Annotated in this window: 14 protein-coding genes and 1 pseudogene; 7 read left to right on the forward strand and 8 right to left on the reverse strand. The window is 73.2% G+C overall.

Going from position 1 to position 17,256, the window contains the following annotated elements; translation table 11 throughout:
- Position 1: 1 nt before the first annotated feature.
- From FHX31_RS23190 to ftsY, 4 genes are all read right to left on the reverse strand, one after another.
- A complete protein-coding gene (locus FHX31_RS23190; RefSeq protein ID WP_013284578.1) occupies positions 2-340 on the reverse strand; it encodes a P-II family nitrogen regulator in 339 nt (112 codons plus the stop codon).
- Between the two features lie 25 nt (positions 341-365).
- Positions 366-1,721, reverse strand: a complete 1,356-nt coding sequence (locus tag FHX31_RS23195) for an ammonium transporter (RefSeq protein WP_013284577.1) — start codon at positions 1,719-1,721, stop codon at positions 366-368.
- Positions 1,722-1,887: 166 nt separating this feature from the next.
- The gene (locus FHX31_RS23200) at positions 1,888-2,751 is read right to left on the reverse strand and encodes a phosphotransferase (protein WP_174361701.1); all 864 of its coding nucleotides are present in this window, start codon (positions 2,749-2,751) and stop codon (positions 1,888-1,890) included.
- Positions 2,752-2,759: 8 nt separating this feature from the next.
- Positions 2,760-3,950, reverse strand: coding sequence for a signal recognition particle-docking protein FtsY (ftsY, locus tag FHX31_RS23205; RefSeq protein ID WP_013284575.1), 1,191 nt, complete (start codon positions 3,948-3,950; stop codon positions 2,760-2,762).
- 146 nt (positions 3,951-4,096) lie between these two features.
- Between ftsY and FHX31_RS23210 the strand changes: the two genes are divergently transcribed.
- The 5 genes and pseudogenes from FHX31_RS23210 to FHX31_RS23230 all read left to right on the forward strand — a co-directional run bounded on the left by FHX31_RS23210 (position 4,097) and on the right by FHX31_RS23230 (position 8,902).
- The gene (locus FHX31_RS23210; protein WP_091329689.1) at positions 4,097-5,809 is read left to right on the forward strand and encodes an alkaline phosphatase D family protein; all 1,713 of its coding nucleotides are present in this window, start codon (positions 4,097-4,099) and stop codon (positions 5,807-5,809) included.
- 13 nt (positions 5,810-5,822) lie between these two features.
- On the forward strand, positions 5,823-6,248 hold the full coding sequence (locus tag FHX31_RS23215; RefSeq protein ID WP_013284573.1) for a MarR family winged helix-turn-helix transcriptional regulator: 426 nt from the start codon (positions 5,823-5,825) through the stop codon (positions 6,246-6,248).
- 110 nt (positions 6,249-6,358) lie between these two features.
- On the forward strand, positions 6,359-7,945 hold the full coding sequence (locus FHX31_RS23220; protein WP_184977183.1) for an MDR family MFS transporter: 1,587 nt from the start codon (positions 6,359-6,361) through the stop codon (positions 7,943-7,945).
- 2 nt (positions 7,946-7,947) lie between these two features.
- Positions 7,948-8,436: a universal stress protein gene (locus tag FHX31_RS23225; protein WP_184977184.1), complete on the forward strand. Its 489-nt coding sequence runs from the start codon at positions 7,948-7,950 to the stop codon at positions 8,434-8,436.
- 68 nt (positions 8,437-8,504) lie between these two features.
- Positions 8,505-8,902, forward strand: a pseudogene (locus FHX31_RS23230) (mycothiol transferase).
- Here the strand turns inward: FHX31_RS23230 and FHX31_RS23235 are convergent.
- A complete protein-coding gene (locus FHX31_RS23235) occupies positions 8,889-9,878 on the reverse strand; it encodes a helix-turn-helix domain-containing protein (protein WP_013474359.1) in 990 nt (329 codons plus the stop codon). The pseudogene FHX31_RS23230 and the gene FHX31_RS23235 sit on opposite strands and share 14 nt — an antisense overlap.
- Before the next feature lie 77 nt (positions 9,879-9,955).
- On the opposite strand from FHX31_RS23235, the gene FHX31_RS23240 reads away from it, so the two are divergent.
- Positions 9,956-10,891, forward strand: coding sequence for an SMP-30/gluconolactonase/LRE family protein (locus FHX31_RS23240; protein ID WP_030269985.1), 936 nt, complete (start codon positions 9,956-9,958; stop codon positions 10,889-10,891).
- A 39-nt stretch (positions 10,892-10,930) separates the two neighbouring features.
- Here the strand turns inward: FHX31_RS23240 and FHX31_RS23245 are convergent, their stop codons facing one another.
- From FHX31_RS23245 to FHX31_RS23255, 3 genes are all read right to left on the reverse strand, one after another.
- Positions 10,931-11,551 (reverse strand): HAD-IA family hydrolase, encoded by a 621-nt coding sequence (locus tag FHX31_RS23245; protein WP_013284568.1) that lies wholly within the window; start codon positions 11,549-11,551, stop codon positions 10,931-10,933.
- A complete protein-coding gene (gene smc, locus FHX31_RS23250) occupies positions 11,548-15,147 on the reverse strand; it encodes a chromosome segregation protein SMC (RefSeq protein WP_013284567.1) in 3,600 nt (1,199 codons plus the stop codon). Before smc ends, FHX31_RS23245 begins: the two co-directional genes overlap by 4 nt.
- A 315-nt stretch (positions 15,148-15,462) precedes the next feature.
- Positions 15,463-15,657: a hypothetical protein gene (locus tag FHX31_RS23255; protein ID WP_013284566.1), complete on the reverse strand. Its 195-nt coding sequence runs from the start codon at positions 15,655-15,657 to the stop codon at positions 15,463-15,465.
- A 372-nt stretch (positions 15,658-16,029) separates the two neighbouring features.
- Here FHX31_RS23255 and FHX31_RS23260 point away from each other — a divergent pair, with 372 nt between their 5' ends.
- Positions 16,030-17,232, forward strand: coding sequence for a CAP domain-containing protein (locus tag FHX31_RS23260; protein WP_091329693.1), 1,203 nt, complete (start codon positions 16,030-16,032; stop codon positions 17,230-17,232).
- The last annotated feature ends 24 nt before the right edge of the window (positions 17,233-17,256 follow it).

Genomic DNA, 17,256 nt, shown 5'->3' on the forward strand with positions numbered 1-17,256 from the left:
ATCAGAGGGCGTCGAGCCCGCGCTCGCCGGTACGCACCCGGACGACCTCCTCGACGCCGGTCACCCAGACCTTGCCGTCGCCGATCTTGCCGGTCCGGGCGGCGCCGACGATCGCGTCCACGATCTTGTCGACGTCCATCTCGTCGGTGAGCACCTCGACCCGGATCTTGGGCAGGAACTCGACCGTGTACTCGGCACCCCGGTAGACCTCGGTGTGCCCCTTCTGCCGGCCGTAGCCCTGGACCTCGCTGACGGTCAGCCCGGCCACGCCGAGCGCGTGCAGAGCCTCCTTCACCGCGTCCAGCTGGTACGGCTTGATGACCGCGGTCACCAGCTTCATGTCCAACCCCTCCATCCCAGGAACGTTAACCGGCGACCTTCTCGCTGACCGGCGCGGACTCGTCGGTCTCGACAGCGGGTTCCGCGGCCGGCTTGCCGGCGCCGATCCCGGCCATCGCGAACGCGCCACCGCTGCTGCCCGTGGTGGGCGACAGGTCGTAGCCGCTCTCCGCGTGCTCAGCGATGTCGATGCCGTCGACCTCGGCCTCGGCGGAGACCCGCAGGCCGATCGTCTTGTCGATCACGAAGCCCAGAGCGAAGGCGACCACGAAGGAGTAGACGCTGACGATCAGCGCGCTGATCGCCTGCTTGCCGAGCAGCGACGCGTCGCCGCCGACGAACAGGCCGTCGGTCTCCACCAGCGAGCTGACCGAGGCGGTGCCGAACAGGCCGATCCAGAGGCAGCCGATCCAGCCGCCGACGAAGTGCACGCCCACCACGTCGAGCGAGTCGTCGTAGCCGAGCCGGTACTTCAGGCCGACCGCGAGGGCGCAGACCGCACCGGCCACCACGCCCAGCAGCACCGCTGCGGCCGGGGTGATGAACGCACAGGCCGGGGTGATCGCGACCAGGCCGGCGATGGCGCCGGACGAGGCGCCGACCAGGGTCGGCTTGCCGTCGCGCAGCCACTCCACCACGATCCAGCCGAGCAGCGCGGCGGCGGTGGCGACCTGGGTGTTGATGAACGCCAGCGCGGTGACCCCGTCGGCGGTCAGCTCGGAACCGGCGTTGAAGCCGAACCAGCCGAACCACAGCAGCGCGGCGCCGAGGGCGACCATCGGGACGTTGTGCGGCTTCATGCTCTCGCGCGGCCAGCCGACCCGCTTGCCGAGCACGAGCACCAGCGCGAGCGCCGCCGCACCGGCGTTGATGTGCACAGCGGTACCACCGGCGAAGTCCAGCGCGCCGATGTCGCCGCCGATCAACCCGCCGCCCCAGACCATGTGGGCGACCGGGAAGTAGACCAGGGTCGCCCAGCCGAACGCGAACAGCAGCCAGCCGGCGAACTTCACCCGGTCGGACAGCGCGCCGCTGATCAGCGCCACGGTGATGATCGCGAACATCATCTGGAAGGCGATGAAGACGTAGATCGGGATGCCGGTCTCGCCCCACAGGTCGTTCTCGCCGACGAAGGTCTTGGTGCCCAGGTACTGGCCCAGGTCACCCCAGAACCTGCCGCCCTCGCCGAAGGCGACGGTGAAGCCGTAGAAAAGCCACAGGATGCTGACGAGCCCGATGGACGAGAAGCTCATCATCATCATGTTCAGAACGCCCTTGGACCGGTTCAGGCCGCCGTAGAACAGCGCGAGACCGGGGGTCATGAGCAGCACGAGGGCAGTCGAGACAAGCAACCAGGCAGTGTTCCCGGTGTCGATCTCCACGCTGCCTCCTCTCGTTGTCGTATTCCTCCCTCCGACTGAGACCTGGCAGCATCGCCCGTCAGCCGGTTGCGCGGAAGCTTTGTCGCCGGCTGTTTCCTTCAGCGACACCGCGCGATTTCCGACGCGTGACGGGTTGTTTCCGGCGTGTGAAGAACGCCGATCTTGCTCAGCGCAGCGCGTACTCCAGCTGGTGCCGCTCGTAGTCGAGCAGCCGCAGGTCACGCATAGGCCGACGCAGGTGGCCCTTGTGGACGATCCGGACGAACGCCGGCTCACCGGCGGCGGCCATCCGCCGGATGCCCTCGACGTGGTCGACGATGCGCTTGCGGATGGTCCGGATGAGCCGGTGCCGGTCGCGCGGGATCAGCCCGTACGCGTCGGCGAACAGCCGCAGCCGGCGCGGCCGGTCCGGGTGCTTCCAGCCGAGCGTGATCGAGTCCCGGTCGGAGAAGATCGGCACCCAGGTCCAGGCGGCATACGCCACGTCGTAGATGCGGGCGCCGGGCGAGGCGAGGTCGAAGTCGATCAGCCCGAGCGTGCCGTCCGGCCGCCAGATCACGTTGTGCGGCGCGGCGTCGTGGTGGCAGATGACCTCGGTGTCCGGCGGGGGCGGCCCGAACGAGCGCCAGACCGCGCCGGGCGGCGGGGTGAAGCCGTACTGCGCGTCGTGGAACATCCGCAGCATGGTGGCCACCGTGACCAGGGCCTCGTCGGTGACCCAGTGCGGGGCCAGCGGGTACTCCCCGCACTCCCCCTCCAGGTACGACAGGACCTCCCGGTTGCGCTCGTCCATGCCGAGCGCCCGGGGCGCGCCGGTGAATCCGACGTACTCCAGGTGGCGCAGCAGCGCGTGCACGGAGGGCGTCCACGGGCCGGCGTTGCGCCGGACCGTGTCTCCCACACGGACCACGGTGCTCACGTTCCCGCCGTGCAGCGGGATCTCCTGCGAAGTCACGTACGGTCTCCCGAGGCGTGGCGACGGGTGGCTGGGGTCGCGCCACCCCGCGTAGGCGCGATCGTCAGTCGTCACGGGAGAGGCTACGCGTCCCGGGCGAGCGGCTCGGTGCCGAGCAACGCGTCGACGAACTGTGCCGGGTCGAACGGGGCCAGGTCGTCCTTGCCCTCGCCGAGGCCGACGAGCTTGACCGGGATGCCGAGCTTGCGCTGCACGGCGATCACGATGCCGCCCTTGGCGGTGCCGTCGAGCTTGGTCAGCACCACGCCGGTGACGTTGACCGCCTCGGTGAAGACCCGTGCCTGCTCCAGCCCGTTCTGGCCGGTGGTGGCGTCGAGGATCAGCAGCGTCTCGTCGATCGGGCCGTGCTTCTCCACGACCCGCTTGACCTTGCCCAGCTCGTCCATCAGGCCGATCTTGTTCTGAAGCCGGCCGGCGGTGTCGATGAGCACGGTGTCGACGCCGGTGTCGATGCCGCGCTTGACCGCGTCGAACGCGACGCTGGCCGGGTCGGCGGCCTCGGGCCCGCGGACCGTTTCGGCGCCCACCCGGCCGCCCCAGGTCTCCAGCTGGTCGGCGGCGGCGGCCCGGAACGTGTCGGCCGCGCCGAGCAGCACGCTGCGGCCGTCCGCGACGAGCACCCGGGCGATCTTGCCGCAGGTGGTGGTCTTGCCGGCGCCGTTGACGCCGACCACGAGCACCACCGCCGGGACGCCCTCCTTCGGCGCGGTGCGCAGCGAGCGGTCCAGGCCCGGGTCGAGCGCGTTCACCAGCTCGGCGGCGAGCAGCGCCCGCAGCTCCTCCCCGGTCCGGGTGCCGAGCACCCGGGTCCGCTCGCGCAGCCGGTCGACGATCTCCCGGGTGGCGTCGATGCCGACGTCGGCGGTGATCAGGCTGTCCTCGATCTCCTCCCAGGTGTCCTCGTCCAGCCGGTCGCGGCTGAGCAGGCCGAGCAGGCCCTTGCCGAAGACGTTCTGCGATCGGGACAGCCGGGAGCGCAGCCGGACCAGCCGGCCGGCGGTGGGCTCCGGCACCTCGACCTGCGGCACCTCGACCGGAGGGGCCGGCGGCGCCTCCACCACCACACCGGTGGTGAGTTCCGCCTCGGGGGCCTCGACCGGCGGGCCGGCCAGGTCCTCCTCCGTCCGGGTGTCGACCTCCGTGCGCGGCAGCGGCGGCTGCGGGCGCCGGCGCAGCCGGGGCACCACGAGGCTCAGGCCGCCGATGATCAGCACGCCGAGCAGGGCGAGAGCGACGAGGAGGTATTCCGTCATGCCCGAAATCCTGTCAGATGCCGACGACCGCGTCCCACTCACCGCCTCGGCACGCGAACAACCTGCGGGTACGCTCGCACCGGAAGGCGTACCGCAACCGCCGGCCGGGTAGGGAACAGCCGAAACGATCTTGTCGGAGGTGTGTCGTGCCCGGTTCCCGCCTGCTCATCGGCCCGTTGCTGCGCCGGGTCGTCGACACGCGGGCGACCGTCTGGGTGGAGACCAGTTCGCCCGCCGTGGTCACCGTCCGCACCGCGGACGGCGCCACCGGCAGTGCACCCACCTTCTCCGCGTACGACCACCACTACGCGATCGTCGTGGTGAGCGGGCTCACCCCGGACAGCGCCACGACGTACGAGGTGCTGATCGACGACGAGGTGGCGTGGCCGCTGCCCGACTCGTCGTTCCCGCCCAGCGTGATCCGCACCCGCGCGCTCGACGACGCCGACCAGCCGGTGCGGCTGCTGTTCGGCTCCTGCCGGGAGACCACCCAGCACTCCACCGCGCGGAAGCTGCCGCCTGATGCGCTGGACGCGTACGCCCGGCGGGTGATGGCCGCGCCCGACGAGGCCGTGCTGCCCGACCTGCTGGTGCTGCTCGGCGACCAGGTGTACGCGGACGAGACCTCGCCGACCGTGCGGCGGCTGCTCAAGCGGCGCCGGCGGCGGCCGAAGGACGCCCCGGCGACGCAGGTGGTGAGCTTCGACGAGTACACCAAGCTCTACCTGGAGTCGTGGCGCGACCCGGAGATCCGCTGGCTGTTCTCCACCGTGCCGAGCGTGATGATCTTCGACGACCACGAGGTGATCGACGACTGGAACACCTCGCAGTCGTGGCGCGCGGACATGCGCGAGCAGCCGTGGTGGGCCGAGCGGATCCGCAGCGGCCTTGCCTCCTACTGGGTCTACCAGCACCTGGGCAACCTCAGCCCGGACGAGATCGTCGCCGACCCGGTGTACGCGAAGGTGGTCGCCGCCGAGGACGCCACCGGCGTGCTGCACGAGTTCGGCGAGCGGGTCGACAAGGAGGCCGACCTGGCGCACGACACCGAGCGCTGGCGGGCCGTGCAGTACCAGTGGAGCTACGCGCTGGACCTGGGCCGCACCCGCCTGGTCATGCTGGACAACCGGTCCAGCCGGGTGCTCCTGCCGGGCAACCGGGCGATGCTGCCGCCGGGCGAGTGGTCGTGGTTCCTCGATCAGGCGCACGGCACCTACGACCATCTGGTGGTGGGCAGCTCGCTGCCGTGGCTGCTGCCGCCGGGCATCCACCACGTCGAGGCGTGGAACGAGCGCCTGGCCGACTCCGGCCGCCCCTGGGTGGCCCGGCTCTCCGAGCAGATCCGCCGGGCGCTGGACCTGGAGCACTGGGGGGCGTTCCGGCGCTCGTTCGAGGCGCTGGGCGAGCTGTTCGCGCGGCTGGGCAGCGGCACCGCGCCGCGCACCGGGGCACGGGTGGGCGCCGGGCCGGCGTACGCGCGACCGGCGTCGATCAGCGTGCTCTCCGGTGACGTGCACCACTCGTACGTGGCCCGGGCCCGGTTCGCCGACCGTAACGTCCGTACGCCCGTGCACCAGCTCACCTGTTCGCCGATCCACAACCAGGTGCCGGCCGCGATGCGCCCGCTGATGACGCTGGGCTGGAATCCCGGCCCTGCCGGGGCGACCCGGGCGCTGGCGCGCTCGGCCGGCGTACGCCGCCCGCCGGTGCGCTGGCGGAAGCTGGCCGGGCCCTACTTCGGGAACGCGGTGGCCACGCTCACGCACCAGGGCCGCAGGGCCGCCGTGGTGATCGAGGGGACGACGAGCGAGGGCGAGCTGCGGCCGGTGGCGCGACAGCAACTCAGCGACGAGGACTGAGTACCCTCTGAGCGTGGACGAGACGCTGCGCGCCGTGGAGCACGAGTTGACCGCGTTGCTGCGCCGCGGCCGGGCGCTGTCCTGGGAGATCGCCCGCGAGGTCCACCCGAACCTGGAGCCCAACGCGTACGGCCTGCTCCTCTGGCTGCGCCGCTCCGGGTCGATCCGGCTCACCGACCTGGCCGCGAAGCTGGGGATCGGCAAGGGCACGCTGAGCCGCCAGATCGGCGGGCTGGAGGCGCTGGGTCTGGTCCGCCGCGACCCGGACCCGACCGATCGGCGGGCGGCCCAGCTCAGCCTCACCGAGGAGGGCACCCGGCGGTTCGACGCGGCCCGGGCGGCCCGACTCGGACAGATAAGGCGTTCGCTCGAAAGCTGGCCGAAAGAGGACGTGGCGGACCTCGCCCGGCTGATGCACCGCTTCAACGAGTCGTTCTGAGCCCGTCCGGCAGGGGAACAATCAGCGCCCGGCCCGAGTTGTTGCTCAGGGCAACGGCTTCTACGGTTGCCCGAGGCAACCTTTCTCCCCCGCTCCGGAGGCACTCCACGATGACTCAGGCGACTGCGCCCGCACGGGCGACCGCCGTCGACATGTCCCACCGGCAGATCCTGGAGGCGCTCTCCGGCCTGCTGCTGGGCATGTTCGTCGCGATCCTCTCCTCCACGGTCGTCTCCAACGCGCTGCCGCGGATCATCACCGACCTGCGCGGCGGTCAGTCCGCGTACACCTGGGTGGTCACCTCGACGCTGCTGGCGACCACCGCGACCACGCCCATCTGGGGCAAGCTCTCCGACCTGTTCAGCAAGAAGCTGCTGGTCCAGCTCTCCCTGGTGGTCTTCGTGCTGGGCTCGGTGCTCGCCGGGCAGGCCCAGACCACCGGCGAGCTGATCGCCTGCCGGGTGGTGCAGGGCGTCGGCGCGGGCGGCCTCACCGCCCTCGCCCAGGTGATCATGGCGACGATGATCGCGCCGCGCGAGCGCGGCCGGTACAGCGGCTACCTCGGCGCGGTCATGGCCGTCGGCACCATCGGCGGCCCGCTCATCGGCGGCGTCATCGTGGACACCTCCTGGCTCGGCTGGCGCTGGTGCTTCTACGTCGGCGTGCCGTTCGCCGTGCTCGCCCTGATCGTGCTCCAGCGGACGCTGCGGCTACCAGTGGTCAAGCGCGAGGTGAAGATCGACTGGTGGGGCGCCACGCTCATCACCGCCGCCGTCTCGCTGCTGCTGGTCTGGATCACCCTGGCCGGTGACCGGTACGACTGGATCTCCTGGCAGAGCGGTGTGATGGTGGCCGGCGCGGCGCTGCTCGGCGCGCTCGCGGCCCGGGTCGAGAAGCGTGCCGCCGACCCGATGATCCCGCCGCACCTGTTCCGCAACCGCACCATCACGCTCGCCGTGATCGCCAGCATCGCGGTCGGCGTCGGCATGTTCGGCGCCTCGGTGTTCCTCGGGCAGTACTTCCAGATCAGCCGCGGCGCCAGCCCGACCATGTCCGGCCTGATGACGCTGCCCATGATCGGCGGCCTGCTGGTCTCCTCGACAGTGGTCGGCCGGATCATCACCAGCACCGGCCGCTGGAAGAGCTGGCTGGTCATCGGCTCGGTGCTGCTCACCGCCGGCTTCGCGCTGATGGGCACCATGCGCGCCGACACCCCGTACTGGCACCTTGCCGTCTTCATGGCGCTGATCGGCCTCGGCGTCGGCATGTCCATGCAGAACCTGGTCCTCGCCGTGCAGAACACGGTCCGCCCGGACGAGCTCGGCGCGGCCAGCTCGGTGGTGGCGTTCTTCCGCAGCCTCGGCGGCGCGATCGGCGTGAGCGCGCTCGGCGCGGTGCTCGGCCACCGGGTCACCGGCTACATGGCCGACGGCCTGAGCCGCCTCGGCATCCCGGCCTCCGGGTCGGGCGGCGGTCTGCCGGACGTGCACACGCTCCCCGGCCCGATCCGCACAGTGGTCGAGGCCGCGTACGGGCACGCCGCGGGTGACATCTTCCTGGCCGCCGCCCCGTTCGGGCTGCTCGCCCTCGTCGCGGTGGTCCTCATCCGGGAGGTGCCGCTGCGCCGCTCCAACGCCGAGCCGGTCCCCGCCGGGCGGGAGACGGCCGAGGCGGTCCCGGCCGGAACGAAGGACTGACGATGGACGCCGCGGAGCGCGAGCGGTACGGCCCGCAGACCCGTCCGCTGCCCTACGAACGGGGTACAGACGGGCCACGGGTCGTGCTCGTCGGCGTGGACGGCAGCCGCACCTCGATGCGCGCCGCCGCGTACGCCGCCGGCCTGGCCCGGCGGCGGGGCGCCACGCTGGTGGCGGTGTTCGTCAGCTCGCCGGCCTCGTACAGCGCGATGCTCTCCGGCGTGGTGGCCGGGGCGGTCCAGCAGACCCACGACGAGCTGGCCGACGAGCTGCGTGCCGAGTGCCGGCGCGGGGCCGAGGAACTGGACCTGCCGGTGACGTTCCTGTGCCGGCGCGGCGACGCCTACACCGAGCTGTGCCGGGCCGCCGACGAGCACCGGGCCGACATGGTGGTGGTCGGCTCCTCGGAGCAGGCCGGGCACAAGCTGGTCGGCTCGGTCGCCACCCGGCTCGTGCGCACCGGCCGCTGGCCGGTCGTCGTAGTCCCCTGAGGGTGTAAGGAAGGGCCCCCTGTTAACGCCTCGCGTTGTACAGGGGGCCCCTCTTAACATCGGCGCCCATGACCTGGACCGCACCCGGGATCGACCGCCGCCACGAGCCCTACGTCGCCGACGAGCGCACCATGCTCGAAGGCTGGCTCGACCACCACCGCGACACCCTGGTGCACCCGGCCTCTACGACGACCAGGAAGACCCGGACGCCGACCTGAACGCGGTCGCCGACGCCGACCCGGAGCAGACCTTCGCCACCTACCTCGCCGAGGTCGCCGCCGCCCGGCAGGCCGCCGCCGCCCTCTCCCTGGATCAGACCTTCCGGCGCCCCCGCCGGGACGGCACCGCCGAGACTCGGACGATGAGCGTCCGCTGGGTCTACATGCACATGATCGAGGAGTACGCCCGGCACAACGGCCACGCCGACCTGATCCGCGAGCGTATCGACGGCGTCACCGGGGCCTGACCCCTGCCGGGCCGCCCGCCCGCAGCACCTGCTCGCCCAGCGGGGTGAGGCAGTGCCGCACCCCCGCGCCGTCCCGCCGCGTGGTGATCAACCCGGCGGCCCGCAGGGTCGCCGCGTGCTCGCTGGCGGTGGCCGCGGAGACGCCGACCCGGCGGGCCAGCTGGGAGGTGCCGGGAGCGTCGGCGGTCGCCGCCAGCACGGCCGCCCGGGTCCGCCCGAGCAGGTCGGCCAGTGGCGCCCCGGCCCCCAGCTCACGCCGCCCCGGCCGGATCGGGTAGACCAGCACCAGCGGGCCGCCCGGGTCCGCCAGCAGGTAGGGCTGCGGGGCGAGATGACAGGGCAGCAGGGTCAGGCCCCGGCCGCCCGCGGCCACCTCGACGTCGTCGGCGACCGCGCACCGGTAGGACAGCGCGTAGTGCTCCCCCGTCTCGGCCCAGGCCAGGTACGGGCTGAGATCGCGCAACACCCGGTCGAGGCCGCCGGCCGCCAGCGTGTGGCCGCGTACCGCCCGGTCGGCCCGTACCGCGCCCTCGATCTCCGACCAGTAGGGCGCGAGCGCCACGCCGTGGAAGGCGCGCATCGCGGCCCGCAGCCGGGCCCGGGCGGCGGGCTCCCCGGCTGCCAGCGGCGCCACCCGGGCGGGCAGCGCGCCGGATGCCACCAGCGGGCCCAGCTCGGCGGCGAGCACCTCGTCCGGGGTGCCGGCGACCCGGTCCAGCAGGGCGTCGAGGCCGCCGTCGAACACCGGCGGGGTCACCAGGTCCGGCACCAGGTACGGCGTCCGGCACAGGTCCAGGTAGGAACGCATCTCGGGGCGCAACGCCGCCCGGGTCCGGGTCCGCCACCCGGCGAGGTGCTCCGGCACGTCGGCCAGGACCAGCCGCTGGGCGGCCATCGCCAGCTCGACCAGCACCGCCGGTTCGGACCGCAGGACGGTGCGGCTCAGGTCGGCGGCGTTGAGTCGCAGGGTGGTCACCGGCGAACGGTAGCCACCTTTCGGCCCGTGCCGAAAGGGGCTTCCGGGCGGGCCGGTGCCGCCGGACGCTGCGTGGCGTGAAGACACTCCCTGCGGCGGCCGCCGCGGTCCTGACGGCGGTGACCGTCGGCGTACCCCGGCCCGCCCCCACCGACGTCCATCCCGACACCTACGTCGTCTCCCGCGCGCCCGGCGTGCTGCCCGAAGGGCTCGCGGTAACCGCCAGCGGCACGATGTACGTCACGAGTTCGGCCACCGGCGCGGTCTACCGGGGCGACACCCGCCGGGCCGGGCTGCGTCCGTTCCTCGCCCCCGGCGCCGACGGCCGGACCAGCGCCGCCGGGGTCCGGGTGGACCGCCGGGGCCGCGTCCTCGTCGCCGGCTGGACCACCGGCACGCTCTTCGTGTACGCGCCGGACGGCACCCTGCTGGCCCGCCGCGCCGCCGCACCCGGCGCGGCCCTCAACGACCTGGCGGTCACCGAAGACGCCGTCTACGTCACGGACTCCGCCACCGGCACCGTGTGGCGGGCCGGGCTCACCGGCGGGCGCGTCGGCGCCCTGGTCCCCTGGGTGGGTCCGGACGACTTCCCGGCCGTCCCGGTCTTCCTCAACGGCATCGTGGTCGACCCGTCAGGCCGGGTCGCCCTCGTCGCGGAGCAGGGCGGCGAGCGCCTGTTCCGGGTCGACCTCGCCGACCGGTCCGTGACCGAGGTCGAGGTGAGCGGTGGCCGGATGGGCGCGGACGGCCTGCTGCTGGAGGGGGACCGGCTCTACGGCGTGGTCAACGAACCGGACGGCGCCGGCGGCACCCGGTTCCTGGTGAACCTGGCCCGGCTCGACCAGGAACTACGTACCGCCCAGGTGGTCGACCGGTCCCGCCCGGTCGGCATCCAGCGGTCGCCCACCTCGGTGGCGCGCGACGCCAGCCGACTGCTCTGGGTGGACAGTCAGCTCTTCGCGACCACGCCCGCCCCGCCGTTCACTGTCACCGAGGTGCCGGGCCTGCGGTGAGCGGCGCACGAGCCGGGCGGGACACGGGGCCCGTCCGGCTCAGTACGCCAGCGCCGCCCGCAGGTACCGCAGGTCGGCCGGGCCGCTCCAGCGGTGCGCGGACAGACCAGCCACCCGGGCGCCGGCCACCGCGCGGTCCTCGTCGTCGACGAACAGCACCCGCCCCGGCGGCGTCTCCAGCGCCTCGCAGGCGGCCTGGAAGTACTCCTTCGCCGGCTTGTGCACCCCGACGACCGAGGAGTTGACGATCACGTCCAGCTCCCCGGTCAGGCCCAGCGCGGCCAGGTCGGCGTCGAGCAGGTCGGTCGCGTTGGTGCCCAGCCCCACCCGTACGCCCGCGGCCCGCACCTCGCGGACGAACGCCAGCACGTCCGGGTCGACCTCGCCGCGGTAGCTCTGCCACTGGTCCACCGCCGCCCGGGCCCGCTCCGGGTCGCCGATCGTCGGGGTCAGCGCGTCGGCCACGCTCGCCATCCACTTCGCGTGGCTGACCTGGCCGGTGAGCACCGGCTGGAGCAGCCCCCAGGACATCGCGATCTCACCGAGGACGCCCTCGGGCAGCCCGTACTCCCGCTCGACACCGGCGGCCACCGCCGGATCCCAGCGGCGCAGCACGCCGTCGAAGTCCACCAGGAGCGCCGTGGCGCGTTCCCGACTCACTCGTCTGTCACCTGTTCCTCGTCGTCGGCCCGGTTGAGCCGCTGGCTGATCACCTGGGTCACACCGGCGCGCATTGTCACTCCGTAGAGCGCATCGGCGATCTCCATGGTCCGCTTCTGGTGCGTGATCACGATGAGCTGGCTCTTCTCCCGCAACTGCGCCAGCAGTGTGATCAGGCGGCCCAGGTTCACGTCGTCGAGCGCCGCCTCCACCTCGTCCATGATGTAGAACGGGCTGGGCCGGGCGCGGAAGATCGCCACGAGCATCGCCACCGCGGTCAGCGACCGCTCCCCGCCCGAGAGCAGCGAGAGCCGCTTGATCTTCTTGCCCGGCGGGCGGGCCTCGACCTCGACACCGGTGGTGAGCAGGTCCTCCGGGTCGGTGAGCACGAGGCGGCCCTCGCCGCCGGGGAACAGCACGGTGAAGACCTGCTCGAACTCCCGTGCGGTGTCTTCGAACGCGCTGGCGAAGACCTCCAGGATCCGGTCGTCCACGTCCTTGACCACGGTGAGCAGGTCACGCCGGGTCGCCTTGAGGTCCTCCAGCTGCTCGGAGAGGAACTTGAAGCGCTCCTCCAGCGCCGCGAACTCCTCCAGCGCGAGCGGGTTCACCTTGCCCAGCAGGGCCAGCTCCCGCTCCGCCTTGGCGGCCCGCTTCTCCTGCACCGGCCGCTCGTAGCGGACCGGCTCGGGCACCGGCCGGCCCTCCTTCTCGGCGAGCGCCACGTCCGCGTCGGTGGGCGGGACCAGCCGGTCCGGGCCGTACTCGGCGACGAGCGTGGGCACGTCCAGCCCGAAGTCCTCGGCGGCCTTGGCCTCCAGCTGCTCGATGCGCATCCGCTGCTCGGCGCGGGCCACCTCGTCGCGGTGCACCTGGCTGGTGAGCCGTTCCAGCTCGGCGGCGAGGCGCTTGGCGGCGCCGCGTACCTCGGACAGCTCGGCCTCGCGGGCGGCGCGCTCGCGGGCGACGGCGTCGCGGTGCTCCTCGGCCCGGGCGATGGAGACGGTGAGCCGGGTGAGCGCCTCCCGGGCGCCGCCGACCACGGCCCGGGCGATCTGGGCGCCGCGGGTGCGGGCCGCGCGCCGGGCCGCGGCGCGCTCCCGCGCCGCCCGTTCGGCGGTGGCCTGCCGGGCCAGCGAGTCGGCCCGCCCGGCGATCGAGGCCACCCGCTCCTCGGCGGTACGCACCGCGAGCCGGACCTCCATCTCGTTCTGCCGTGCCTGCGGCACCATGGCGGCGAGCTGGTCGCGCTCCTCGGTGGAGGGTTCGGCGTCGAGCGGGGTGGCCTCGGCCAGCCGCAGTCGTTCCTCCAGCTCGGCGAGCGCCGCGAGGTCCCGCTCCCGGGCCGCCTCGGCGCGTGCCCGGGACTCGCCGAGCCGGTCGGTCTCCGCCTTGGCCGAGCGGGCTGCGGCGCCCAGTTCGGCGAGGCGGCGCGCGGCGGCGTTGCGGTGGCTCTCCGCCTCCCGCTTGGCGGCGGCGGCGTGCTGCACCGCCTCCTTGGCGGCGGCCACCTCGGCGCGCGCCTCGGCGAGCTGTTCGCGCAGCTCGGCGGCGGTGCGTTCGGCGGTGGCCCGGTTGGCTCGCGCCTCCTCGACGGCGGCCTGCACCTCGATGAAGCTGGGCGCCTTGGCCGACCCGCCCGCCGCCGCGTACGCCCCGACCACGTCGCCGTCGGGCGTGACAGCGCGCAGCTCCGGATTCGCGGCGACGAGCGCGGACGCGGCGGCCAGGTCGTCGACGAGCGCCACGTCGCGCAACGCCCGGTGCACGGCCGGGCGGATCGCGGGCGAGCACTCCACCAGGTCGGGGGCCCAGCGGGCGCCCTCGGGCAGCTTCGGGCGCAACGCGTCGGCGGGCCCGTCCATGCCCGGCCCGGCGGGGCTGCCGACCAGCAGCCCGGCCCGGCCGGCGTCGGAGATCTTGAGCAGCCGCATCGCCTCGACCGCTTCGTCCACACCGCTGACCGCCACCGCGTCGGCCAGGCCGCCCAGCGCGGCGGCGAGCGCTGCCTCGTCACCGGGGGCGACGGTGAGCAGCCCGGCGAGGCTGCCGAGCAGCCCCGGCACCTGGTCGGCGCGGGCCAGCAGTTCCCCGGCGCCGTCCTTGCGGCGCAGCCCCATGGCGAGCGCCTCCTCGCGGGCCTTCCAGGTGGCGGCGTCCTTCTCGGCGGCGCGCTCACCGTCGGCCAGGCTGCGCACCGCCGCCTGGGCACGCTCGTGGACGGCCACCGCCTCGTCGTGCCGGGCGTCCAGGTCGGCGTTGTCCCGGTCCGCCTCGGTCGACTGCTCGGCGACCGCGTCCAGGTCGGCCTGCGCCTTCTCGGCGCGGCCCATCGCGTCGGTGTGCGCGGCGGCGAGCCGTTCGATCTCCTCGCCGGCGCTCGTGGTCCGCGCCCGGGCGGAGTTGACCTGGCCGGTCAGGCGGGCCAGCCCCTCCCGCCGGTCGGCGATCGCCTTGGCCGCGGCGACCAGTTCCCGTTCGGCGGCGGCGAGCTGCCGTTCCAGCTCCTGGCGGTGCTCGACCGCCTCGGCCAGCCGGATCTGGTCCTCGGTGAGCGCCGCGCGCAGTTCCTCCTCCTGCTCGCGGACCCGCCGCGACTCCGCCTCCAGCTGCTCGGGGTCGCGCCCGGGGCGCTCGTCGTCGCCGGCGGCGCTGAGGTGACGCAGCCGCTCCCGGGCCAGTTGCTCGATCGAGCGGAACCGCTCCTGGAGCGCGGAGAGGCGGTACCAGGTGTCCTGCGCCGCGGCGAGCAGCGGCGCGTCCTCGGCCAGCGCCGCCTCCAGCTCGCCGAGGCGGCCCTGCACCTCGCCGTGCTCGGCCTCGATCAGCTCGCGCCGTTCGCGCAGCGCGGTCTCGTCGGCGATCTCCTTGTCCAGTGTGGTCCGCAGCGTGTGCAGGTCGTCGGCGAGCAGCCGCAGCCGGGCGTCGCGCAGGTTGGCCTGGATGCCGGCGGCGCGGCGGGCCACCTCGGCCTGCCGGCCCAGCGGCTTGAGCTGGCGGCGCAGCTCGGCGGTGAGGTCGGTCAGGCGGTTGAGGTTGGTCTGCATCGCGTCGAGCTTCCGCAGCGCCTTCTCCTTGCGCTTGCGGTGCTTGAGGACGCCCGCCGCCTCCTCGATGAACGCCCGCCGGTCCTCCGGCTTGGCGTGCAGCATGCCGTCGAGCCGGCCCTGCCCGACGATGATGTGCATCTCGCGGCCGATGCCCGAGTCGGACAGCAGCTCCTGGATGTCGAGCAGGCGGCAGGAGTCGCCGTTGATCTCGTACTCGCTCTCGCCGGAGCGGAACATCCGGCGGGTGATGGAGACCTCGGTGTACTCGATCGGCAGCGCGCCGTCGGTGTTGTCGATGGTGAGGGTGACCTCGGCCCTGCCCAGCGGCGCCCGTCCGGCGGTGCCGGCGAAGATGACGTCCTCCATCTTGCCGCCGCGCAGCGCCTTGGCGCCCTGCTCGCCGAGCACCCAGGCGATGGCGTCGACGACGTTGGACTTGCCGGAGCCGTTCGGGCCCACCACGCAGGTGATCCCGGGCTCCAGCTTCAACGTCGTGGCGGAGGCGAAGGATTTGAAGCCCTTCACCGTCAGGCTCTTGAGATGCACCTTCTCGATCCTCGTCCGGTGGCCGCCGTACCGTCGCCGGCTGCGCGGACCTGGTGAACCCGCAGACTAACCCGGGACCGGGGCGCCGCCGCCACGCGACCCACCCGCCGGACCGGCTGTCCGCTTTCCGCCCGGCGGTCGCGGGCGGAACGGAAATGCATGATCACAATTACCGGGCGCAATTCCGGGCGGTTCCGCAAGATCGAGAATTGCGACGCCGGCGACGATAAGGGGTCCGCACATGGCTGCGCGCCGGCACTTGAGTGTCGGCGCGCTTTTCGGTGTGGTGCGATTCAGTTTTCCGACAACTGGAGATCAGGTCAGTGCGGGCTCGGCCAGACGGAGGAGGTCATCGGCCTCCGCCGCTGCCGCCGCAAGCCGATCGTTGTCGGCGCGCAGACGCGTGATCTCGAACTCCAGTGCCTGAACCCTGGCACGCAGTCGGGTGACCTCGTCGAGCAGACGCCGGTCGGGCGCTGCACTTACGTGGCCGTAGAGGGCCTTCGCCATGCTGACTCCTTGATGTGCGCTGCCGGAAAGGCCGGCCAACGCGCGCCCATGATGTTCGCGGCTGCCATTCCCACTGCATCGGGGCATGGCTGGGCGCGACTGGCGACACCTACATATTGAGCCGAAACCCCCTCCTTCGTCAAGTTGACCAAGGCCGTAGATCATCTCCACGTCGGCCGGTCCACTCGCCGGGGGGCTGCCACAAGGCGCGGACACGCTCTGTCCGGACGCCTTTACTGTACGCCGGAAATGTGTGAACGACTCATCCTTGCCGCCGGCTTCGCCTTAACTCTTTCTTAGCCACGTTGCCGCAGCTCGGAGTGCGCCCGTAGCGTCACCCCGGCCCGCAACCGACCCGTGGAGGGGACAGGCGTGTACCGCTGGAACGACCCGATCGAACCGGAGGGCGCCCGCCGGCGTCCCGAGCCGCCGACCGACGAGGGTCCGGCGTGGCTCAGCGACCGGCCCGAGCCGCGGTCGTCGTACCTGTTCGGGGACGAAGCGCAGCAGCGGCCCGCCGGTCACGGCGTCGAGCCGGCCGCCGGGGGCTTCCGCCCCGAGAGCGCACCCCCGGCCTACGGACCCGCCGGCTCGTACCCGCCGGCCCGGGACAGGTGGAACGGCGAGGAGCAGCCGACCGACGCGTGGCACGGCCAGGAGCCCGCGTGGCGGGGCCACGAGCAGCCCGCGGCGTGGCAGGGCCAGGACCAGCCCACCGCCTGGCCGGGGCACGAGCAGCCGGCCGCTGGCTGGGAACAGCCCACCGCGACCTGGCAGCCGGCGACCGACACCCCGGCCGACGACCGGCAGCGCCCGAAGCGGCGCCTGTCCCGGCCACTCGTGATCGGCGGGGCCGCCGCCGCGGCGACGCTCGTGGTGAGCCTCGGCGTGGGCGCCGTCCTGCTGCCCGGCGACGACCAGGGCACGAAGCGCACCTCCGCAGACGCGCCGGTGGCCGCCGCGCCGCAGGCACCCGACGGCACCGATGAGGCGCCCGCCGACGCGCTCGCGCCCGAGTCGGCGAGCCCGTCCGCCGTACCGACCACCGTCGCGCCGAGCCCGACGAAGAAGGCCACCCCGAAGCCGAGCCGCAGCACCGCCCCGTCGCGGCAGCAGGAGCGCAGCAGCGCCCCGAGCAGCGGCACGTCGGGCGGCGGCTCCACGAGCACCAAGGCCACCGCCACGACCGGGCTGAGCGCCGAACTCCAGAAGGTCGTCACGATCGTGAACCAGGAGCGGGCGAAGGCCGGCTGCAAGGCGCTCACGGTCAACGCCAAGCTGAACCTGGCCGCCCAGCGGCACAGCCAGGACCAGGCCGACCACAAGAAGATGGACCACACGGGCAGCGACGGCAGCCAGCCCTGGGACCGGGTCAAGGCCGCCGGCTACGCGTACCGCATGGTGGGCGAGAACGTGGCCTGGAACTACCAGACCCCGGCGGCGGTCATGGAGGGCTGGATGAACTCCGAAGGCCACCGGAAGAACATCCTCAACTGCTCGTACACCCAGATCGGGGTGGGCGTGGCGCGCAGCAACGGGCCGTACTGGACGCAGGTCTTCGCCACCCCGAGCTGACCGCGCGTCGTGACCGGCCCGGCG

The sequence above is a fragment of the Micromonospora sp. CNZ286 genome (assembly GCF_014207755.1).